The following is a 20,500-nucleotide window of genomic DNA, read 5'->3' as shown; positions in this document are numbered from 1 at the left end:
TCGCTGCTGTCAACACCTCTTTTTTCAACCCCCTTTCGGCTTCGATGACCTGAAGCAACTCACTGTCGAAAACTGCGTAACTCATTGTTTACCAAAGAGTTTTCCGTTTCGGCTGCGCCGGAAGTGGGGCGAATTATAGACGTCCAGAATCTGCCGTCAACATCTAATTTCATATTTCTGTCACACAGGTCAGAAACACCCTAAAGCAAAAAGGCCGATCCTCGCGGATCGGCCTTTCTACTTACAAGCTAGGAAACGCGAACTGCGAAGCCTCATGGCTCGCACGCTGCGGCCAGCGCTGGGTAATGGCCTTGCGGCGCGTGTAGAAACGCACGCCATCCGGGCCATAGGCATGCAGGTCGCCAAACAGCGAACGCTTCCAGCCACCAAAGCTGTGATAAGCCACCGGCACCGGCAACGGCACGTTAACGCCGACCATGCCGACTTCAATCTCATCGCAGAACAACCGCGCCGCTTCCCCGTCCCGGGTGAAGATGCACGTGCCGTTGCCATACTCGTGATCGTTGATCAGTTGCATCGCCTCTTCCAGGCTATTCACCCGAACGACGCACAGCACCGGCCCAAAGATCTCTTCTTTATAGATGCGCATCTCTGGCGTGACGTTATCGAACAGGCAGCCACCCAGGAAGAAGCCCTCTTCATGGCCAGCCACACTCAGGCCGCGACCATCAACCACCAGCGTGGCACCGGCAGCCACGCCGTCATCGACATAACCGCTAACCTTGTCACGCGCCTGACCAGTGACCAACGGCCCCATGTCCAGACCGCAGGAAGTGCCAGCACCAATTTTCAGCGCTTTGATCTGCGGCACCAACTTGGCCACCAGCGCATCCGCCACCTGATCGCCAACGCACACGGCCACCGAGATTGCCATGCAACGCTCACCGCAAGAACCATAAGCGGCGCCCATCAGTGCGCTGACAGCGTTATCCAGATCCGCATCCGGCATCAGCACCGCATGGTTCTTCGCGCCGCCGAGTGCCTGAACGCGTTTACCGCGCTTGGTGCCTTCGGCGTAGATGTATTCGGCAATCGGCGTCGACCCCACAAAGCTCAATGCTTTGACTTCCGGCGCTTCGATCAGCGCATCGACCGCCGTCTTGTCGCCGTGCACGACGCTCATCACGCCTTTTGGCAGGCCCGCTTCGATCAACAGCTGCGCGATCAGCAGCGTGGAACTTGGATCACGCTCGGACGGTTTGAGAATGAAGCAGTTACCGCAGACGATCGCCAGCGGGTACATCCACAGCGGCACCATCGCCGGGAAGTTGAACGGGGTGATGCCCGCCACTACGCCCAACGGCTGGAAGTCCGACCAGGCATCAATGTTCGGGCCGACGTTACGGCTGTATTCGCCCTTGAGGATTTCCGGTGCAGCGCACGCGAACTCAACGTTCTCGATCCCGCGCTTCAATTCACCGGCCGCATCTTCCAGGGTCTTGCCGTGCTCTTCGCTGATCAACTGAGCGATGCGCGCTTCGTTCTGCTCCAGCAATTGCTTGAAGCGGAACATCACCTGCGCGCGTTTGGCCGGTGGCGTGTTGCGCCAGGCCGGGAATGCAGCCTTGGCAGCGTCGATCGCCTGTTGAATGGTTTCGCGACTGGCCAATGGCACTTTGTGGATCGGCTGGCCAGTCGACGGGTTGAACACGTCAACCGTGCGACCGTTGTCGGTCACCAGTTCGCCGTTGATCAAATGCGGGATAAGGCTCATGCGGGGCTCCTGAAAAGTTGTCCACAGATGCCCATCACTGGGCACCTGTATATAGAGGGATAAATCAGTCGATCTTGTTCAGCACTTCGCCGACCGCGTCGAACAGACGATCAAGGTCTTGCGGCTTGCTGTTGAAAGTTGGTCCGAATTGCAGGGTGTCGCCGCCGAAGCGCACGTAGAACCCGGCTTTCCACAGCGCCATGCCCGCTTCGAACGGACGCACAATCGCGTCGCCATCACGCGGGGCAATCTGGATAGCACCGGCCAAACCGTAGTTACGAATGTCGATAACGTTTTTCGAGCCCTTCAAACCGTGCAGCGCATTTTCGAAATGCGGCGCGACGTCGGCCACGCTCTGCACCAGGTTTTCCTTTTGCAGCAGATCGAGTGCCGCCAGGCCGGCAGCGCACGCTACCGGGTGCGCCGAGTAGGTGTAGCCATGCGGGAATTCCACCGCGTACTCAGGCGTCGCCTGGTTCATGAAGGTCTGGTAGATCTCGGAGCTGGCAATCACTGCGCCCATCGGGATCGCGCCGTTGGTGACTTGCTTGGCGATGCACATCAGGTCCGGGGTCACACCGAAGCTGTCGGCGCCGAACATCGAGCCGGTACGGCCAAAACCGGTGATCACTTCGTCGAACACCAGCAGGATGTTGTGCTGGTCACAGATGTCGCGCAGACGCTTGAGGTAACCCTCAGGCGGCACCAGCACGCCAGCGGAACCGGCCATTGGCTCGACGAACACGGCGGCGATGTTCGACGCGTCGTGCAGCTCGATCAGTTTGAGCAGCTCATCCGCCAGGGCGATGCCGCCCTCTTTCGGCATGCCACGCGAGTAAGCATTGCTTGCCAGCAAGGTGTGCGGCAGGTGATCGACGTCCATCAAGCCCTGGCCGAAAATCTTGCGGTTGCCGTTGACGCCACCGAGGCTGGTGCCGGCGATGTTCACACCGTGATAGCCACGGGCACGGCCGATCATTTTGGTCTTGGTCGCCTGACCTTTCAGGCGCCAGTAAGCGCGGACCATCTTCACGGCGGTGTCCGCGCACTCGGAGCCCGAGTCGGTGAAGAACACGTGGTTCAGGTTGCCCGGCGTCAGGTCGGTGATTTTCTCGGCCAGTTGAAAGGACAACGGGTGACCGTACTGGAAGCCCGGCGAGTAATCGAGGGTGCCAAGTTGCTTGGCGACCGCTTCCTGGATTTCCTTGCGCGTGTGCCCGGCGCCGCAAGTCCACAGGCCCGACAGCGAGTCATACACCCGACGGCCCTTGTCATCGATCAGCCAACTCCCTTCCGCCGCCACGATCAGGCGTGGGTCACGCTGGAAGTTACGGTTGGCGGTGTACGGCATCCAGTGAGCATCGAGTTTGAGCTGGCTGGCCAGGGAAGTCGGGGCGTTTTCAGGCAAGTTCATGGGCAAAACCTCGCAGGGCAATAAGCGGCGTGGAGATGAAAAGCGTTCTTGCAGCTAAATTGCCACGGGGATAAAGTCGGTGAAATTCAATTTTTCAAACCTTCAGTCTGCCCCTCACTAAACTTTGAGCACCCAACGCATGAGCACTCGCCGCCCCGATCCGCTGGCGCAAGTCAGCGACTTTGATATCCGCTTGCTGCGGATTTTTCGCAGCGTGGTGGAATGCGGCGGGTTCTCCGCAGCGGAATCAGTGCTCGGCATTGGCCGTTCGGCCATCAGTCAGCAGATGAGCGATCTGGAACAACGCCTTGGATTGCGCCTGTGCCAACGCGGACGCGCCGGTTTTTCCCTGACCGAAGAAGGGCGCGAGGTGTACCATTCGGCATTGCAGCTATTAAGTGCGCTGGAAAGTTTCCGCACCGAGGTCAACGGCTTGCACCAGCATTTGCGCGGCGAGTTGACCATCGGCCTGACCGACAACCTCGTCACCCTGCCCCACATGCGCATCACTCACGCCTTGGCGCAGTTGAAAGAGCGCGGGCCGGACGTGCAGATTCAAATCCGCATGATCGCCCCCAACGAAGTCGAACAAGGCGTGCTCGATGGCCGCTTGCACGTCGGCGTGGTGCCGCAGGCCAGCGCATTGTCCGGGCTGGAATACCAACCGCTCTACAGCGAACGTTCGCTGCTGTATTGCGCGGTTGGCCACCCGCTGTTTTATGTCGACGACAAACAACTGGACAACGAACGCCTCAACAGTCAGGACGCCATCGCCCCGACCTTTCGTTTGCCGGCGGAAATCCAGGCGCATTACCAGGCCCTCAATTGCACCGCCAGCGCTTCCGACCGCGAAGGCATGGCGTTTCTGATCCTCACCGGGCGCTACATCGGCTACCTGCCGGATCACTACGCCAGCCTCTGGGTCCAGCAGGGTCGCCTGCGCGCCCTGAAACCGACAGCGCGTTTTTATGACCTGAGCCTCGCATCGGTCACACGCAAGGGCCGTCGCCCCCATCTGGTGCTGGAAAGCTTTCTGGAAAGCCTCGCCGCAACCCGATAGGAAACCGAGTAATCACTGCCAAGCAGCCGCTCAAAAGCACGGCGATCAAGCAGGTACAAGGGTTTTATCGTGCCGGGACTTGTCTCAAACCTGTGGGTGCGCTATCAACGCACTGGTTGCACCCACCCACTCGTCCGGAAGTGCCTATGACCTTTGAAGTCCCCGCTCACGGCGGCAAACCTGCCAGCCGCATTCGTCAGAAGAACGAAGAGACCATCATCAAAGCCGCCGAAGACGAGTTCGCCCGTCACGGGTTCAAAGGCACGAGCATGAACACCATCGCCCTGAATGCCGGGTTGCCCAAGGCAAACCTGCATTACTACTTCACCAACAAACTCGGTTTGTACGTGGCGGTGCTCAGCAACATCATCGAGTTGTGGGACAGCACGTTCAACACGCTGACCGCCGAGGACGACCCGGCCGAAGCGCTGACACGCTACATCCGCGCCAAGATGGAATTCTCCCGTCGCCAGCCACAAGCCTCGCGGATCTTTGCGATGGAAGTGATCAGCGGTGGCGAATGCCTGACCGAGTATTTCAACCAGGACTACCGCGCCTGGTTCCAGGGCCGGGCGGCGGTGTTCCAGGCGTGGATCGACGCCGGAAAAATGGACCCGGTCGACCCGGTCAACCTGATCTTCCTGCTGTGGGGCAGCACCCAGCATTACGCTGACTTCGCGACGCAGATCTGCCGGGTCAGCGGCCGTACGAAGCTGACCAAGCAAGACATGGAAGACGCCGGCAACAACCTGATCCGCATCATTCTCAAGGGCTGCGGCCTGACGCCAACGATCTAAGACACCTATGCCTTTTACCCTCAGCGACTTTTGCGAGTTCCGCGAAGAGATTCGCAAAAGCCGCTTCATCACCCTCGCGGCCCCCATCGCCAGCCCCGCTGCCGCCCAGGTGTTCATCGAGCAGCACAGCGACCTGAACGCCACGCACAATTGCTGGGCCTGGAAGCTCGGCGATCAATACCGCAGCAACGACGACGGCGAACCCGGCGGCACGGCGGGCCGACCGATACTGGCCGCCATTGAAGCGCAGGATTGCGACCAGGTCGCAGTGTTGGTGATTCGCTGGTATGGCGGCATTCAACTCGGCACCGGCGGTCTCGCCCGGGCGTATGGCGGCGGCGCCAACAAGTGCCTGCAAGCGGCGCCCAAGGTCGAGCTGATCAGTCGGGTGCCGCTCAGTTGCGCCTGTGCTTTCGGTGAGCTGGCGCTGGTAAAACTACGCGTTGCCGAATCGGCAGGTCTGGTGGTGGAAGAAACCTTCACTGCCAACGGCGTAGAGCTGAAACTGGCGGTCGGTAAAGAACAGATCGAAACACTGCAAGCGCAACTCGCCGATCTGAGTCGCGGGCGCATTCTGTTGCAGCACTGATCGCACCAACAACGTCCACTGCAGCCATTTTCCAAACGGCTCACTTGCCCACATCTGCTGTGCACCCGGCTGTGGATAACCTGAGCACAGCCGGCTGTAACCCTTCTGTCATGCGGCTTTGCGGGCTTTGTTCACTTTTCGTCCAATTTGCTTGAACAAATTCAAAATCAAATCAAAAACAATTACTTAGCGCGGTTTATCACCTTTAGAAGAAAGCAGCTCAGTGCTTATGCCCGAGTGTTGAGCTTGCGCACAAATACTGTGGAGCAAGCTGTGGATAACCCGTTCATGACCGTCGCGGCACCATGCCGGGCATGGCTTACGCGTAACTGCTCGTTTTTTGACCAATCGCCGGCGAGCAAAATCGGCGCCTGATCAAGCGCCGCGCCCCGAAGTAGTGCCTGATTCGATATCGACGCAGACCATCGCAACGCGCGCAATGCCGTTGCCCACAAGGATTTTGGTGTTTCCTGACTCAATGGCCAGGAAATTGCTTTATCCACAGGCATAACGCCAATCAACCCGAGCCTGTCATGCCCAACCCTGTGCCGATCCCCGATCAAACGCCTCGCTTGCAACTGCGCAGAATCAGCAAACGCTACCCTGGTTGCTTGGCCAACGATGCCGTCGACCTGAGCATTGCGCCGGGCGAAATCCACGCGCTGCTCGGCGAAAACGGCGCGGGCAAAAGTACGTTGATGAAGATCATCTACGGCGTTATCCACGCTGATTCCGGCGAGCTGATCTGGCAGGGCCAGCGCGTGACCATGCGCAACCCGGCCCAGGCTCGCGGCTTGGGGATCGGCATGGTGTTCCAGCATTTCTCGCTGTTCGAAACATTGAGCGTGGCGCAGAACATTGCCCTGGCGATGGGCGCGTCGGCCGGCACGCCGAAGCAGTTGGAGCCGAAAATTCGTGAAGTCTCGCGGCGCTACGGCATGGCGCTGGAACCCGAGCGTCTGGTGCACAGCCTGTCGATTGGCGAGCGCCAGCGGGTGGAAATCATCCGCTGCCTGATGCAGGACATTCGGCTGCTGATTCTCGATGAGCCGACGTCGGTGCTCACGCCGCAAGAGGCCGACGAGTTGTTCGTCACCCTGCGCCGGCTCGCGGCCGAGGGCTGCAGCATCCTGTTTATCAGCCACAAACTCGGTGAAGTGCGCGCGCTGTGCCACAGCGCCACGGTGCTGCGCGGCGGTCGGGTGGCCGGGCATTGCGTGCCTTCGCAATGTTCGGATCGGGAGCTGGCGAAGCTGATGGTCGGCGAAGCGGCCGAGCTGATCACCGACTACCCGAAGGTCGTGGGCGGCGAGGCCTTTTTGCGCGTGAGCGGTTTGTCGTGGCACAACCCGGACCCGTTCGGCTGCTCATTGAAGGACATCGATCTGCAAGTGCGCAGTGGCGAAATCGTCGGTATCGCCGGGGTCGCGGGCAATGGTCAGGATGAATTGCTGGCGTTGCTCAGCGGCGAGCAACGATTAAGCCGCGGTGACGGCGCGGTTATCCGGTTTGGCACCCAAGCCGTCGCCGATCTGCGGCCCGATGCACGGCGCAAACTGGGTTTGGCATTCGTCCCGGCCGAACGGCTTGGCCATGGTGCGGTGCCGCAAATGAGCCTCGCCGATAACGCGCTGCTCACGGCGTTTCAACAAGGGCTGGTCAGCCACGGCTTGATTCAGCGCGGCAAGGTTCAGGCGTTGGCCGACGAAATCATCCGCCGCTTCGGGGTGAAAACGCCCAACGCGCAAACCCCGGCGCGCAGCCTGTCCGGCGGCAACTTGCAGAAATTCATCCTCGGCCGGGAAATCCTCCAGCAGCCGAAATTGCTGGTGGCCGCGCACCCGACCTGGGGCGTCGACGTCGGCGCCGCCGCGACCATTCACCGCGCGCTGATTGCCTTGCGCGATGCCGGTGCGGCGATCCTGGTGATTTCCGAAGACCTCGACGAACTGTTCCAGATCAGCGACCGCCTCGGCGCCTTGTGCAGCGGTCGACTGTCACCGCTCAGGGCCACCGTCGACACGCGTCTGATCGATGTCGGCGGCTGGATGGCCGGCCAGTTCGACGCCCCTCACCCACTCGCACCTGCAACGGTTTAACGGAGTTTCACATGCTGCTTTCTCTCGAACCCCGGGGCCAGCAATCGCGCCTGATGTTGTGGTGCTCGCCGTTGTTGGCCGCCGCGTTGACGTTGGGCTGCGGTTCGCTGCTGTTTATCGCGCTGGGCCACGACCCGTTGCTGACGTTGCACACCTTGCTGATCGCGCCGATCAGCGACATGTATGGCGTCTCGGAATTGCTGGTCAAAGCGTTGCCGATTTTGCTCTGTGCATTGGGGTTGGCGGTGGCGTATCAGGCGCGCATCTGGAACATCGGCGCCGAAGGCCAGTTGCTGCTCGGCGCCTTGGCCGGCAGTGCGCTGGCGGTGAACATCATCGGTATGCAAAGTCGCTGGGCGCTGGTGTTGATCCTGCTGACGGGCACCCTCGCCGGCGCGGCGTGGGCCGGGCTGACGGCGTGGTTGCGCACGCGCTTCAATGCCAACGAAATCCTCACCAGCATCATGCTCAATTACATCGCGCTGAACCTGCTGCTGTTCTGCGTGCATGGGCCGTTGAAAGACCCGGCCGGGTTCAACTTTCCCGAGTCGGCGATGTTCGGCGATGCCAGCCGCTTGCCGCTGTTGATGGAGGACGGCCGGGTGCACGCCGGGGTGTATTTCGCCTTGCTCGCGTTGGTCGCGGTGTGGGTGTTGCTGCAAAAAAGCTTCGTAGGGTTCCAGATCAAAGTGCTCGGGCTCGACAAGCGCGCCGCAGGTTTCGTCGGCTTTCGCGAGAAGCGCCTGATCTGGCTGGCGCTGTTGATCAGCGGCGGTCTGGCGGGTTTGGCCGGCGTGTGCGAGGTAACCGGGCCGATCGGCCAACTGGTGCCGCAAGTCTCGCCGGGTTACGGCTACGCGGCGATCACCGTGGCGTTTCTCGGGCGGCTCAACCCCATCGGCATTCTGTTTTCCAGCCTGTTGATGGCGCTGCTGTACATCGGCGGCGAGAGCGCGCAGATGAGCATGAACCTGCCGCAAGCCATCACCCAGTTGTTCCAGGGAATGATGCTGTTTTTTCTGTTGGCCTGTGACGTGCTGATTCTCTATCGGCCACGCCTGAACCTGCGCTGGTCCCGCCGCGCGCCCGCCACCGCCGTAACCGCAGGAGCGCTGTGATGGATATCGATCTGCTGAGCAATATTTTCTACGCCATGGTCCGTTGCGGCACGCCGTTGCTGCTGGTAGCGCTGGGCGAACTGATCTGCGAGAAGAGCGGCGTCCTCAACCTCGGCCAGGAAGGCATGATGCTGTTTGGCGCGGTGATCGGTTTTATCGTCGCGCTGAACAGCGGCAATTTGTGGCTCGGCGTGTTGCTGGCGATGCTCGCCGGGATGCTGTTGTCGTCGTTGTTTGCCTTGGTGGCCCTGGTGTTCAACGCTAATCAAGTAGCCACCGGGTTGGCGCTGACGATTTTCGGCGTGGGTCTGTCGACCTTTGTCGGCGCGGCGTGGGTCGGTAAACCACTGGCCGGTTTTGAGCCGGTGGCGATCCCTTGGTTGAGTGAAATCCCGCTGATCGGTCGGATGCTGTTTGCGCAGGACCTGTTGGTGTACCTGTCGTTCGCGCTGTTTGTTTTGGTGACGTGGGTGATTCTGAAAAGTCGCATCGGGTTGATCATTCAAGCGGTCGGCGAAAACCCGGATGCGGCCAGTGCGATGGGCTTGCCGGTGTTGGGCGTGCGCACGTTGGCGGTGTTGTTCGGCGGGGCGATGGCGGGTTTGGCCGGTGCGTATTTGTCGCTGGCCTACACGCCGATGTGGGCCGAAAACATGAGCGCCGGGCGTGGCTGGATTGCGTTGGCGCTGGTGGTGTTTGCCAGTTGGCGGGTGTGGCGATTGCTGCTGGGGGCGTACCTGTTCGGGCTCGCCAGCATCCTGCATCTGGTGGCGCAGGGATTGGGGCTGGCGATACCGTCGAGCTTGCTGGCGATGCTGCCGTATGTCGCGACCATCGTGGTATTGGTGTTGTTGTCGCGCGATGCGGTGCGCACGCGGTTGTATGCGCCCGTTTCATTGGGGCAGCCGTGGCAGGGCGGGCATTAGCGGTGAGCGGGGCTGGCCCCTTCGCGAGCAAGCCCGCTCCCACAATAAAACCGGGTTTACAGCCCTCTGTTGGACCGGGCCTGCTCCCACAATGGACCGGGTTCACACAGCCCCCTGTGGGACCGGGCCTGCTCCCACAATGGAGCGGGTTTACACAGCCCCCTGTGGGAGCGGGCTTGCTCCGGGCGGCGTTCCGACGAAGGCGTCCGCACTGGCAACACCTGAACCAGGCCCCACGCCAATTCAAAGAACAAAAAAATCACCAGCAGCGAACTGGCGCCATGGACCAGGGCGTACAGCTGCCAAGCCGCAAACAAAAACCGAGCTGCCGCGTCATACCGCCCATAAATCTGCTGCGGATCACGAATCCGCAGCACCGCCCACACGCACACAATCGACCCCAACAGATTCGCCATCAGCATGTGCATCGGCTCGAACACCGGCAGCTCACCCGGCAGCTTCAATGCCTGGCTTAAGCCCGCCAGCGCGCCATGTAACAAAGCAAAACTCCAAGGCGTGACAAACGCCGCCGTCACAATCAAGTCATACCAGGCACTGCCCCGCACCACACGGCGATACTGCGCTGAAGTCCACATCGGCGTTGCTCCATAAATTCCGGGAGCGACAAGGCTAAAGCCTGGAGTATGCTCCAGGGTCAAGCCCTCTTGAGACGCCCACATGCGCATCGGTGAATTAGCCCAGGCCAGCGCCGTCAGCCGTGACACGCTGCGTTTTTACGAGCAACGCGGTTTGATCGCGGCGCAACGCAGCGCCAACGGGTATCGCGAATACCCGGCAGACATGGTGCAACTGGTGCTGTACATCAAGACCGCGCAGCGTTTGGGATTCACCCTCGGCGAAATCGGCAACAGCGTCGCCGCGTTACGGCAATCGCCCGATCCGGACAGCGCCGTCACGCAATTGCTGCAAGACAAACTCAAACTGATCGAAACCCGAATGGATGAACTCGGCGCATTGCGCCACGAGTTGCAACAACGGCTCGGGCAACGCTGTCCATTAAATCCGTGATCCTCACTTATCAAGGAAGCCATTCATGTCCAAGGCAAAAACCGCACTCATCATCGGCGCCTCCCGGGGCCTGGGCCTCGGGCTGGTGAAAACCCTGCTGGCCGACGGCTGGCAAGTCACCGCCACCGTGCGCAACCCGCAAAAGGTCGACGCCTTGCAGGCGCTGGGCAAGGTGCGGATCGAAAAACTCGACATGGATGATCAGCAAGCGGTCATCGCGCTGAGCCAACAGCTCAAGGGCGAAGTGTTTGACCTGCTGTTCGTCAATGCCGGGGTCAAGGGGCCGGACGTGCAGACGCCGGGCGGCGGTGCGACGTTGGCCGAAGTCGGTCAGTTGTTCTTCACCAACGCCGTGGCGCCGATCAACCTGGCGCAGCGTTTCGTCGGGCAGATTCGCGATGGCAGCGGCGTGCTGGCGTTCATGAGTTCGGGGCTGGGCAGCGTCACCGTGCCGGACGCCCCGGAACTGGCGCTGTACAAGGCCAGTAAAGCGGCGTTGAACTCAATGACCAACAGCTTCGTCACGCAACTGGGCGAGCAGAAACTCACCGTGCTGTCGCTGCATCCGGGCTGGGTCAAAACCGACATGGGCGGCGAAGGCGCGGACCTCGATGTGGACACCAGCACTCGCGGGTTGGTCGATCAAGTGAACGCGTTTACCGGCAAGGGCGGGCATCACTTTGTGAACTACAAGGGTGAAACCATTCCCTGGTAACCCGCACAGATCCACTGCGGAATGCCCCCCCAACTGTGGGAGCGGGCTTGCTCGCGAAGACGGAGTGTCAGTCGGCATTAATGTTGAATGACACGCCGCTTTCGCGAGCAAGCCCGCTCCCACAGTTGGGGGGGGCATTCCATATGGGGTTTTGCGGCGTCCTGTCGGGCCGGACTTGCCGGCAGCGCCGTTTTGTCTGAAACTCCGCACCTCGCCCTCCCCGGCGAACCTGGATCAGCAGACAGGGCAACACTGAGCTGGCAACCCTGAACCCAATTTTCAGAGGAGCCGGCCACCATGCCCGCGACCCGTACCTGGTTAAAAAATCCCCTTGCCATTTTCACTGCCAATAGCCTCGATGCCCGTGGCGGCCTGGTGGTGCAAGACGGTGTGATCGTCGAACTGCTCGCCGCCGGCCAGCAACCGTCCGCGCCTTGTGGACAGGTGTTCGATGCCCGCGAGCATGTGATCCTGCCGGGCCTGATCAACACCCATCACCATTTCTATCAAACCCTGACCCGTGCCTGGGCACCGGTGGTCAATCAGCCGCTGTTCCCGTGGCTGAAAACCCTGTACCCGGTCTGGGCTCGCCTCACCCCGGAAAAACTCGCGCTCGCCAGCAAAGTCGCCTTGGCCGAATTGCTGCTGTCCGGCTGCACCACCGCCGCCGATCACCATTACCTGTTCCCGCAAGGCCTGGAAAACGCAATCGACGTGCAAGTCGACAGCGTTCGTGAGCTGGGCATGCGCGCCATGCTCACGCGCGGTTCCATGAGCCTCGGCGAGAAGGACGGCGGGCTGCCGCCGCAGCAAACCGTGCAGGAAGGCGAAGTCATTCTGGCCGACAGCCAACGCTTGATTGCCGAGTACCACGAGCGTGGCGACGGTGCACAAATCCAGATCGCCCTGGCGCCGTGCTCGCCGTTTTCGGTGACCCCGGAAATCATGTCCGCCAGCGCCGAACTGGCGAACGCACTCGACGTGCGCCTGCACACGCACCTGGCGGAAACCCTCGACGAAGAAGACTTCTGCCTGCAACGCTTCGGCCTGCGTACCGTGGACTACCTGGACAGCGTCGGCTGGCTCGGCCCGCGCACCTGGCTGGCCCACGGCATCCACTTCAACCCAGACGAAATCGCCCGCCTCGGCGCGGCCGGCACCGGCATCTGCCATTGCCCGAGCTCGAACATGCGCCTAGCGTCCGGCATCTGCCCGACCCTGGACCTGACCGCCGCCGGCGCGTTGCTCGGCCTGGGCGTGGACGGTTCGGCGTCCAACGATGCGTCGAACATGATGCTCGAAACCCGCCAGGCGCTGTACATCCAGCGTCTGCGTTATGGCGCGGAGAAGATCACTCCGGAACTGGTCCTGGGCTGGGCGACCAAAGGCTCGGCGAGCCTGCTTGGCCGTACCGATATAGGTGAACTGGCGGTCGGCAAACAGGCGGATCTGGCGTTGTTCAAACTCGATGAACTGCGCTTCTCCGGCAGCCATGATCCGGTATCGGCGTTGCTGCTGTGCGGCGCGGACCGGGCGGATCGGGTGATGATCGGCGGCCAGTGGCGGGTGATTGATGGCCAGGTTGAAGGGCTGGATCTGAAGGGGTTGATTGCCGATCACAGCCAGGCGGCGCGGCAGCTGATCGCCGGCACCTAAGCTGATCGCAATCTAATGTGGGGCTTGCTCGCGAATTCGGTGTGACATTCAACATTAATGTCGAGTGACACACCGCTTTCGCGAGCAAGCCCACATGTTGATTCGGTTTCCACAGTGGTCTTGTGGGGGAGTCAGAGACCGAGCAGCGACAACATGATGAACGTCGCAAACAACACAAAGTGCGTCATGCCTTCGATGGCATTGGTTTCCCCGTCATTGAGGTTGATCGCGCTGACGATCAGCGTCAGGAAGATCATCACCGTCTGTACGGGCGTCATCGCCATCTGAAACGGTTGGCCGGTGTAGAGCGCCATCGCTTCCATCACCGGCACGGTCAGGATCACCGTCGACAGCGACGCGCCCATGGCGATGTTGACCACTGACTGCATGCGGTTGGCCAATGCCGCACGCAACGCGGTCAGAATCTCCGGTGCCGCCGAGATCGCCGCCACCAGGATCGCCGTAATCACCGGCGGTGCGCCGGTGCCTTCAAGGCCCAGATCGAGCGTCTTCGACATCACTTCGGCCAAGGCGCCGATCACCACCACACCGAACACCAGCGTGCCGATGCTCAGCGTCAGGTTGACCGGTTTGGCTTGTTCTTCCGGGACTTTCTTGCGGCGTTTTTCCGGGTAGCTGTAGCTGAAGAAATAGCTGTGCGGTCCGACCTGCATCCGCAGGAACAAGGCATAAAGCACCATCATCGCGCCGATGGTAAAACCCGAATAAACCTTCCAGTTGGCCTCGGGAATGAACTCCGGCACCACCATCGACACGCCCATGGCGGTGAGGATCATCACGCTGTAGCTGCGCGCCGAATCATCGTTGTAGGACTGCTCGCCGTGCTTGATCCCGCCCATCAGCGCCGCCAGGCCAAGGATGCCGTTGATGTCGAGCATCACCGCCGAGTAAATCGTGTCGCGCACCAGCGTCGGCGAGGCTTCGTTGCTCATCATGATCGCCAGGATCACCACTTCCACCAGCACCGCCGCCAACGTCAGGATCATCGTGCCGTACGGGTCGCCAACTTTTTCGGCGAGCAGTTCGGCGTGATGGGCCACGCGCATGGACGCCGCCACGATGAAAGCGATCAGCACCAGCCCGGCGGCCAGCGCAACCGGTTGGCCGCTGTGCAACATCCAAGGCTCCAACGGATAGGCAACGACGGCAGCGACGACGGCCAGCAGCAGAAACGTTTCTTGCTTGAGGAATGTGAGCATTGCGGGCCTTTTTACCGATGGAGCGAAATCAGTGCGATGAGCTACTGACTGCGGGGCGGCGCTAACGTTTCGTTACACCTTAGCGCACCAGTGGATGGCAACCGTGCCGGGGCGTGCACTTTTATTGGCCTTGCGGGCCTCTTCGCGAGCAAGCCCGCTCCCACAGGGGAACGCGGTCCAATGTGGGAGCGAGCTTGCTCGCGATGGCCAGGACACGGTTTCAAATGGATTGTTGTCCTGTTGGTCAGTAATTTGCATTGACCCGAACATCCTCAAAACAAAATGGAGTTCGAGTTCATGCATAAACGTCCGTTGAAGAAGCTGCTTTGCGCCGTCACCGCGGCTATCGGTCTGAGCGCCAGCCTGACCGCCAGTGCCGCCGACCCGCTGAAAGTCGGCTTCGTCTATATCGGTCCGATCGGGGACCACGGCTGGACGTATCAGCATGAACAGGGGCGCAAGGTGCTGGCCGAGCAGTTCGGCGACAAGATCACCACCAACTACGTAGAGAACGTCGCCGAAGGGGCCGACGCCGAGCGGGTGATCCGCAACATGGCCAAGGACAACTACGACCTGATCTTCACCACGTCCTTCGGCTACATGAACCCGACACTGAAAGTCGCCAGGCAATTCCCCAAGGTGACCTTCGAACACGCCACCGGCTACAAGCAGGACAAGAACCTCGGCACCTACCTGGCGCGCACATATGAAGGTCGCTACGTCGGCGGTTTCCTCGCGGCGAAGATGACCAAGACCAAGAAAATCGGCTACGTCGCCTCGTTCCCGATCCCGGAAGTGATCCGCGACATCAACGCCATTCAACTGGCCCTGAACAAGTACAACCCTGGCACCGAGATCAAGGTGGTGTGGGTCAACTCGTGGTTCGACCCAGGCAAGGAAGCCGATGCGGCCAACGCGCTGATCGACCAGGGCGTGGACGTGGTGTTCCAGCACACCGACAGCCCGGCGCCGATCCAGGCCGCTGAACGGCGCGGCGTTTATGCGGTGGGCTACGCTTCGGACATGGCGCACTTCGGGCCGAAAGCGGTGCTGACGTCGATCGTCAACGACTGGGGGCCGCACTACATTCAGGCGACCCAGAGCGTGCTCGATCACTCGTGGAAATCCCAGGATTACTGGGGCGGCTTGAAGGAAGGCACGGTTGAATTGCCGATCAGCGATCTGGTGCCGGCACCGGTGAAAGCCGAAGCCGAGCAGCTCATTGCCGACATCAAGAGCGGCGCGTTCCACCCGTTCACCGGGCCGATCAAGGACCAGGCCGGCGTAGAAAAAATTGCCGCCGGCGCGACGGCGAGCAATGCCGAACTGGCGTCGATGAACTACTACGTTGAAGGCATGAAGGCCGACATACCGAAGTAATTCCCCACCCCAACACAAATCCAGTGTGGGAGCGGGCTTGCTCGCGAAGGCGGTGTATCAGTCAACATTTTTGTTAAATGACACACCGCCTTCGCGAGCAAGCCCGCTCCCACAATGGATCGTCAGCGTTTACAAGGACTGCGCATGAACCAGCTCCCGATCATCGACATCGCCCCGCTCTACAGCGATGACCAAACCGCCTGGCAATCCGTCGCCACGCAAATCGACCGTGCCTGCCGCGAGTGGGGCTTTTTCTACATCAAAGGTCATCCGATCAGTCCATCGCGCATCGACGCTGTGCTCGACCACGCAAAACGTTTCTTCGCCCTGCCGGATGAAGCAAAGCTCACCATCGACATCACTCAAACCCGCCACCATCGCGGCTACGGCGCCATCGCCACCGAGCAACTGGACCCGAGCAAACCCAGCGATTTGAAAGAAACCTTCGACATGGGCCTGCACTTGCCGGCCGATCACCCCGAGGTGCTGGCAGAGAAACCACTGCGCGGCCCCAATCGCCATCCATCCATGCCCGGCTGGAAAGCGCTGATGGAGCAACACTACGTTGACATGCAGGCCCTCGCGCAAACCCTGCTGCGCGCGATGACGATGGCGCTGAACATCGAGCGCGATTTCTTCGACCAGCGCTTCGACGAGCCGGTCAGCGTGCTGCGGATGATTCATTACCCGCCGCGCCATACCGCCAGTTCCGCGGACCAGCAAGGCGCCGGCGCGCACACCGATTACGGCTGCATCACCTTGCTGTATCAGGACGCCGCGGGGGGTTTGCAAGTGCGCAACGTCCACGGGGAATGGATCGATGCGCCGCCGATTGAAGGCACATTCGTGGTCAACCTCGGCGACATGATGGCGCGCTGGAGCAACGACCGTTACCTGTCGACGCCGCATCGGGTGATCAGCCCGTCGGGCGTGGACCGATATTCGATGCCGTTCTTCGCCGAGCCGCACCCCGACACCCCCATCGAATGCCTGCCCGGCTGCCAGGATGAACTGACCCCGGCGAAATACCCTGCCACCACCTGCGCCGAATTCCTGCTCTCGCGCTTTGCCGACACGTACGCCTATCGCCGGGAACAGGAAGCGGTGGGATGAACCGGTTGGTCAGGTTTTATCAATTGTTGCGGCGCGCATCTGTAGAATGCCGCCATTGCACCTGATGAGAAACAGAACATGTACGACTGGCTGAACGCCCTGCCCAAGGCAGAACTGCACTTGCACCTCGAGGGTTCGCTGGAGCCCGAACTGTTGTTCGCCCTGGCCGAACGCAACAAGATCGCCCTGCCGTGGGACGACGTCGAAACCCTGCGCAAGGCGTATGCCTTCAACAACCTGCAAGAGTTTCTCGACCTGTATTACCGGGGCGCTGACGTGCTGCGCACCTCGCAGGATTTCTACGACCTGACCTGGGCGTATCTGTTGCGCTGCAAGGCGCAGAACGTGATTCACACCGAACCGTTCTTCGACCCGCAAACCCACACCGACCGTGGCGTACCCTTCGAAGTGGTGCTGAACGGCATCGCCGCCGCGCTCAAGGATGGCGAGCAGCAACTGGGCATCACCAGTGGTTTGATCCTGAGTTTCCTGCGCCATTTGAGCGAAGAACAAGCACAGAAAACCCTCGACCAGGCGCTGCCGTTCCGCGATGCGTTCGTTGCTGTGGGCCTGGACAGTTCGGAGATGGGTCACCCGCCGAGCAAGTTCCAGCGCGTGTTTGACCGCGCCCGTCACGAAGGCTTCCTGACCGTCGCTCACGCCGGTGAAGAAGGCCCGCCGGAGTACATCTGGGAAGCCATCGACCTGCTGAAAATCCAGCGTATCGACCATGGCGTGCGCGCCATCGAAGACGAACGCCTGATGCAGCGCATCATCGACGAGCAGATCCCGCTGACCGTGTGCCCGTTGTCCAACACCAAGCTTTGCGTGTTCGACCACATGTCCCAGCACAACATCCTCGACATGCTGGAACGCGGCGTAAAAGTGACCGTGAACTCGGATGACCCGGCGTACTTCGGCGGCTACGTGACCGAAAACTTCCACGCGCTCTACACCGACCTGGGCATGACCCAGGATCAGGCCAAGCGCCTGGCCCAAAACAGCCTGGATGCGCGGTTGGTAAAACCTTAAGCAACACCGCGAAACCCATGTGGGAGCGGGCTTGCTCGCGAAAACGGTGTGTCAGTCGACATTGATATTGACTGACACGGCCCCTTCGCGAGCAAGCCCGCTCCCACATTTTTAGATCGGGGTTGCTTCAGTCAGCTCTTCAAGCGTCTTGCCCCGCGTCTCCATCCCGAACACCCACACCACCGCCGCCGCAATCGCAAAGCACATCGCCCCCAAGGCGAACACGCCGCCCTGCCCGGTGATCGGGAACACCAGCCCCGTCACCAGCGGCCCGAGCAGCGAGCCCACACGACCAATCGCCGAGGCAAACCCCGAGCCGGTCGCCCGTGCCGAGGTCGGATACAACTCAGGTGTGTAGGTGTAAAGCACCGCCCACATGCCGAACAGAAAGAATTGCATCAACAGGCCCGAGGTAATCAGCAAGCCGACGTTGCCGCCAAACACCGCGCTCTGACCATACACAAACGCCATCACCCCGCCGCCGAGCAGCGTCACCACGCACACCGGTTTGCGTCCCCAACGTTCCACCAGCCAGGCCGCCATCAGGAAGCCCGGAATGCCGCCGAGTGAAATCAGCACCGTGTAATACACCGACTGCGTCACCGCAAAACCCGACTGTTGCAGCAACGCACTGAGCCACGACGTCAGGCCATAGAAACCGAGCAGGGCAAAGAACCAGACGCTCCAGATCATCAACGTGCGCTGGCGATACAGCGGCGACCAGATTTGCTGCAAAGCAGAAAAGAAGGTGCCCGGCGTGCTGGCCACCTGCGGCAGACGAATCGGCGTCGGCAAATCGGCAACGCCCAGCGATGTGCGGACCCGGTTTTCAATCCCCAGCAACACCTTGTCCGCCGCATCATGGCGCCCGGCCTGCTCCAGCCAGCGCGGTGATTCGGGAATGAAAAAGCGGATGGCCAACACAAACACGGCCGGTACGGCCAGGACGAGGAAGATGTCGCGCCAGCCAATCACCGGCAACAGGAAATACGACAGCACCCCGGCCGCGACAAACCCCAGCGGCCAGAAACCGTCCATCAACGCGATGTAGCGCCCCCGCTTGCGGGCCGGAATCAGCTCCGACAGCATCGACTGCGCGATGGGAAACTCCATGCCCATGCCGATCCCCAGCAAGACGCGGAACAAGGTCAGGGTTTCGACATTCTGCGCCGTGGAGCACAGGTAACTGGCGATGCCCCACAACACGATGCTCCACTGGAACACCGGTTTGCGGCCAAAGCGATCGGCCAGCATGCCCGACAGCGACGCGCCCAGCACCATGCCGAAGAAGCTTGAACTGGCGAGCAAACCGGCCTGCGCCGAACTCAGGCCGAACTCGGTTTTGATCGAGCCGAGCAGGAAAGTCATCATCGCCAGGTCCATGGAGTCGAAGAAAAACGCCAAGGCAATGATGATGAAAATGATGCGGTGATAGCCGCTGATCGGCAGCCGTTCCAACCGTTCGGCCGCGCTGAAACCTGGTGTGTCCATGCCGCATTCCTCTTCCGAAAGTCCCCGGATCGAGTGTGCGTGATAGCGACGGGCAGCTATCGCTGGATGCGACCTGCCCACAGCTCTGAACGACGCCGCAACCACAGGCGTCGGCAGTGGACGTCTCTAAAGCGCCATTTCCAGCTCGGTTTCCTGGGCGAAACGATGGATTTCACGCTGCCCCGCCGCGGTGATGTGCAAGGCCCGCGAATCGTTGGGCAGGCTCAGCCACCCCGATTGCATGAACAACTGCAACAACGCCGCCCCCAGCGAACCGCCGAGGTGCGGGCGGCGCTCGCTCCAGTCCGGACATGCACAGGCAACCCGGCTGTTGCGGTGGGCCAGCGCCTGGATAAACACCCCACGCGCGGCCAGTTGCGTGGAGCCCTTGTGAGTGATCATCACGCGTTGTTCGAATTGTTCGATCCAACCGGCATCCAGCAGCCGCTGATAAAGATCGGCGGCCAGTGTGCCGCCCAGATGATCGTCGCAGAGTCTGGCGCGCAACAACGAAGAGGGCGCCGTATGCGCTTTGGCCGTCGGACTCGTGCGTTTGAAAACGTCCGGGACTTGTCGCGGGGTACTGGCGAGCGTTGCGCTGGCCAGCGCTTCGATGGCGGCACCGATTTCCGGCGCGGCCAGGCGGAAAAAGCGTATGCGGCCACGGGTTTCGACTTTCAACAGACCTCCGGCGGACAAACGCCCCAGGTGTGCACTGGCCGAAGACGGTGACAGGCCAGCCAACAAGGCCAGCTCTTCGGTTTGCCGCGCCGCGCCGTCCATCAAGGCCCACATCATTGCGCTGCGCTTTGGGTCAGCCAGCAACGTGGCAATCTGGCTGATGCAAGGTGCATGTTCCATGTATTCACTCCCTGTTGAATCGTTTCGTCTGCTGCTCAGAGGCATCTTGACCAGTAATGTGCCATCGGCCAAGACGCGGAAACCGCCATAAGCCGGGCAAAGCCCTCACTCACCTTTGCCATTGCTTCGCAGTTGGTGAGGGTTGGGAATTGACCGTGCGGCCATCGCCATCGCGTGATTGACGGTGCGTACATGAGGCGGGCGCTAGTATAAGCGGGTTGACCGTCCGTTCCTGCCCCTGGGAAAGCGCAGGTGGTGATAGTTC

At 61.0% G+C, this 20,500-nt stretch carries 18 protein-coding genes; 12 read left to right on the top strand and 6 right to left on the bottom strand.

Features of this window, described 5'->3' with window-relative positions:
- Positions 1 to 241 precede the first annotated feature (241 nt).
- The gene (locus tag ACQKP4_RS18030) at positions 242 to 1,735 is read right to left on the bottom strand and encodes a CoA-acylating methylmalonate-semialdehyde dehydrogenase (protein ID WP_427635009.1); all 1,494 of its coding nucleotides are present in this window, start codon (positions 1,733 to 1,735) and stop codon (positions 242 to 244) included.
- A 64-nt stretch (positions 1,736 to 1,799) separates the two neighbouring features.
- Positions 1,800 to 3,149, bottom strand: a complete 1,350-nt coding sequence (locus ACQKP4_RS18025) for an aspartate aminotransferase family protein (RefSeq protein WP_427635008.1) — start codon at positions 3,147 to 3,149, stop codon at positions 1,800 to 1,802.
- Between the two features lie 139 nt (positions 3,150 to 3,288).
- Between ACQKP4_RS18025 and ACQKP4_RS18020 the strand changes: the two genes are divergently transcribed.
- The 6 genes from ACQKP4_RS18020 (at position 3,289) to ACQKP4_RS17995 (ending at position 9,738) form a co-directional block, all read left to right on the top strand.
- Positions 3,289 to 4,209 (top strand): LysR family transcriptional regulator, encoded by a 921-nt coding sequence (locus tag ACQKP4_RS18020; RefSeq protein ID WP_427635007.1) that lies wholly within the window; start codon positions 3,289 to 3,291, stop codon positions 4,207 to 4,209.
- A gap of 146 nt (positions 4,210 to 4,355) precedes the next feature.
- Positions 4,356 to 5,006: a TetR/AcrR family transcriptional regulator gene (locus ACQKP4_RS18015; protein WP_427635006.1), complete on the top strand. Its 651-nt coding sequence runs from the start codon at positions 4,356 to 4,358 to the stop codon at positions 5,004 to 5,006.
- Positions 5,007 to 5,013: 7 nt separating this feature from the next.
- Positions 5,014 to 5,595 (top strand): IMPACT family protein, encoded by a 582-nt coding sequence (locus ACQKP4_RS18010; protein ID WP_427635005.1) that lies wholly within the window; start codon positions 5,014 to 5,016, stop codon positions 5,593 to 5,595.
- 533 nt (positions 5,596 to 6,128) lie between these two features.
- Positions 6,129 to 7,694 carry an ABC transporter ATP-binding protein gene (locus tag ACQKP4_RS18005; protein WP_427635004.1) on the top strand — a complete coding sequence of 522 codons (1,566 nt, stop codon included), beginning with the start codon at positions 6,129 to 6,131 and terminating at the stop codon, positions 7,692 to 7,694.
- 11 nt (positions 7,695 to 7,705) lie between these two features.
- Positions 7,706 to 8,812, top strand: coding sequence for an ABC transporter permease (locus ACQKP4_RS18000; protein WP_427635003.1), 1,107 nt, complete (start codon positions 7,706 to 7,708; stop codon positions 8,810 to 8,812).
- Entirely contained in the window at positions 8,812 to 9,738 is a 927-nt protein-coding gene (locus ACQKP4_RS17995; protein WP_427635002.1) for an ABC transporter permease, read from the top strand. The genes ACQKP4_RS18000 and ACQKP4_RS17995 overlap by 1 nt, the downstream gene beginning before the upstream one ends.
- 56 nt (positions 9,739 to 9,794) lie before the next feature.
- Here the strand turns inward: ACQKP4_RS17995 and ACQKP4_RS17990 are convergent, their stop codons facing one another.
- Entirely contained in the window at positions 9,795 to 10,334 is a 540-nt protein-coding gene (locus ACQKP4_RS17990) for a hypothetical protein (RefSeq protein ID WP_427635012.1), read from the bottom strand.
- 82 nt (positions 10,335 to 10,416) lie between these two features.
- Between ACQKP4_RS17990 and ACQKP4_RS17985 the strand changes: the two genes are divergently transcribed.
- From ACQKP4_RS17985 to ACQKP4_RS17975, 3 genes are all read left to right on the top strand, one after another.
- Entirely contained in the window at positions 10,417 to 10,767 is a 351-nt protein-coding gene (locus tag ACQKP4_RS17985) for a MerR family transcriptional regulator (RefSeq protein WP_427635001.1), read from the top strand.
- Positions 10,768 to 10,792: 25 nt separating this feature from the next.
- Complete coding sequence (locus ACQKP4_RS17980; RefSeq protein WP_427635000.1) at positions 10,793 to 11,482, top strand: SDR family oxidoreductase; 690 nt, start codon at positions 10,793 to 10,795, stop codon at positions 11,480 to 11,482.
- 297 nt (positions 11,483 to 11,779) lie between these two features.
- Positions 11,780 to 13,138 carry an 8-oxoguanine deaminase gene (locus ACQKP4_RS17975; RefSeq protein WP_427634999.1) on the top strand — a complete coding sequence of 453 codons (1,359 nt, stop codon included), beginning with the start codon at positions 11,780 to 11,782 and terminating at the stop codon, positions 13,136 to 13,138.
- 131 nt (positions 13,139 to 13,269) lie between these two features.
- Here the strand turns inward: ACQKP4_RS17975 and ACQKP4_RS17970 are convergent, their stop codons facing one another.
- Positions 13,270 to 14,358, bottom strand: a complete 1,089-nt coding sequence (locus ACQKP4_RS17970; RefSeq protein ID WP_427634998.1) for a calcium:proton antiporter — start codon at positions 14,356 to 14,358, stop codon at positions 13,270 to 13,272.
- Positions 14,359 to 14,655: 297 nt separating this feature from the next.
- Between ACQKP4_RS17970 and ACQKP4_RS17965 the strand changes: the two genes are divergently transcribed.
- The 3 genes from ACQKP4_RS17965 to ACQKP4_RS17955 all read left to right on the top strand — a co-directional run bounded on the left by ACQKP4_RS17965 (position 14,656) and on the right by ACQKP4_RS17955 (position 17,883).
- Positions 14,656 to 15,738 (top strand): BMP family ABC transporter substrate-binding protein, encoded by a 1,083-nt coding sequence (locus ACQKP4_RS17965; protein ID WP_427634997.1) that lies wholly within the window; start codon positions 14,656 to 14,658, stop codon positions 15,736 to 15,738.
- Between the two features lie 144 nt (positions 15,739 to 15,882).
- On the top strand, positions 15,883 to 16,851 hold the full coding sequence (locus ACQKP4_RS17960; protein WP_427634996.1) for an isopenicillin N synthase family dioxygenase: 969 nt from the start codon (positions 15,883 to 15,885) through the stop codon (positions 16,849 to 16,851).
- A gap of 78 nt (positions 16,852 to 16,929) precedes the next feature.
- Positions 16,930 to 17,883 carry an adenosine deaminase gene (locus ACQKP4_RS17955; protein ID WP_427634995.1) on the top strand — a complete coding sequence of 318 codons (954 nt, stop codon included), beginning with the start codon at positions 16,930 to 16,932 and terminating at the stop codon, positions 17,881 to 17,883.
- A gap of 111 nt (positions 17,884 to 17,994) precedes the next feature.
- Here ACQKP4_RS17955 and ACQKP4_RS17950 read toward each other — a convergent pair whose 3' ends face one another.
- Together ACQKP4_RS17950 and ACQKP4_RS17945 are read right to left on the bottom strand one after the other, a co-directional pair.
- Positions 17,995 to 19,374 (bottom strand): MFS transporter, encoded by a 1,380-nt coding sequence (locus tag ACQKP4_RS17950; RefSeq protein WP_427634994.1) that lies wholly within the window; start codon positions 19,372 to 19,374, stop codon positions 17,995 to 17,997.
- Positions 19,375 to 19,500: 126 nt separating this feature from the next.
- Positions 19,501 to 20,235: an ArsR/SmtB family transcription factor gene (locus ACQKP4_RS17945; RefSeq protein ID WP_427634993.1), complete on the bottom strand. Its 735-nt coding sequence runs from the start codon at positions 20,233 to 20,235 to the stop codon at positions 19,501 to 19,503.
- Positions 20,236 to 20,500 lie beyond the last annotated feature (265 nt).

The sequence above is a fragment of the Pseudomonas sp. NPDC086278 genome (assembly GCF_050280905.1).
Lineage (GTDB): Bacteria > Pseudomonadota > Gammaproteobacteria > Pseudomonadales > Pseudomonadaceae > Aquipseudomonas.
The sequence above is the reverse complement of the archived record's forward strand: the minus strand, read 5'-3'. Positions and strand labels throughout refer to the sequence as shown.

Coding starts and splice junctions, on each gene's coding strand:
- ACQKP4_RS18030 (WP_427635009.1), bottom strand. CDS start 1,735: ATGAGCCTTATCCCGCATTTGATCAACGGCGAACTGGTGACCGACAAC.
- ACQKP4_RS18025 (WP_427635008.1), bottom strand. CDS start 3,149: ATGAACTTGCCTGAAAACGCCCCGACTTCCCTGGCCAGCCAGCTCAAA.
- ACQKP4_RS18020 (WP_427635007.1), top strand. CDS start 3,289: ATGAGCACTCGCCGCCCCGATCCGCTGGCGCAAGTCAGCGACTTTGAT.
- ACQKP4_RS18015 (WP_427635006.1), top strand. CDS start 4,356: ATGACCTTTGAAGTCCCCGCTCACGGCGGCAAACCTGCCAGCCGCATT.
- ACQKP4_RS18010 (WP_427635005.1), top strand. CDS start 5,014: ATGCCTTTTACCCTCAGCGACTTTTGCGAGTTCCGCGAAGAGATTCGC.
- ACQKP4_RS18005 (WP_427635004.1), top strand. CDS start 6,129: ATGCCCAACCCTGTGCCGATCCCCGATCAAACGCCTCGCTTGCAACTG.
- ACQKP4_RS18000 (WP_427635003.1), top strand. CDS start 7,706: ATGCTGCTTTCTCTCGAACCCCGGGGCCAGCAATCGCGCCTGATGTTG.
- ACQKP4_RS17995 (WP_427635002.1), top strand. CDS start 8,812: ATGGATATCGATCTGCTGAGCAATATTTTCTACGCCATGGTCCGTTGC.
- ACQKP4_RS17990 (WP_427635012.1), bottom strand. CDS start 10,334: ATGTGGACTTCAGCGCAGTATCGCCGTGTGGTGCGGGGCAGTGCCTGG.
- ACQKP4_RS17985 (WP_427635001.1), top strand. CDS start 10,417: ATGCGCATCGGTGAATTAGCCCAGGCCAGCGCCGTCAGCCGTGACACG.
- ACQKP4_RS17980 (WP_427635000.1), top strand. CDS start 10,793: ATGTCCAAGGCAAAAACCGCACTCATCATCGGCGCCTCCCGGGGCCTG.
- ACQKP4_RS17975 (WP_427634999.1), top strand. CDS start 11,780: ATGCCCGCGACCCGTACCTGGTTAAAAAATCCCCTTGCCATTTTCACT.
- ACQKP4_RS17970 (WP_427634998.1), bottom strand. CDS start 14,358: ATGCTCACATTCCTCAAGCAAGAAACGTTTCTGCTGCTGGCCGTCGTC.
- ACQKP4_RS17965 (WP_427634997.1), top strand. CDS start 14,656: ATGCATAAACGTCCGTTGAAGAAGCTGCTTTGCGCCGTCACCGCGGCT.
- ACQKP4_RS17960 (WP_427634996.1), top strand. CDS start 15,883: ATGAACCAGCTCCCGATCATCGACATCGCCCCGCTCTACAGCGATGAC.
- ACQKP4_RS17955 (WP_427634995.1), top strand. CDS start 16,930: ATGTACGACTGGCTGAACGCCCTGCCCAAGGCAGAACTGCACTTGCAC.
- ACQKP4_RS17950 (WP_427634994.1), bottom strand. CDS start 19,374: ATGGACACACCAGGTTTCAGCGCGGCCGAACGGTTGGAACGGCTGCCG.
- ACQKP4_RS17945 (WP_427634993.1), bottom strand. CDS start 20,235: ATGGAACATGCACCTTGCATCAGCCAGATTGCCACGTTGCTGGCTGAC.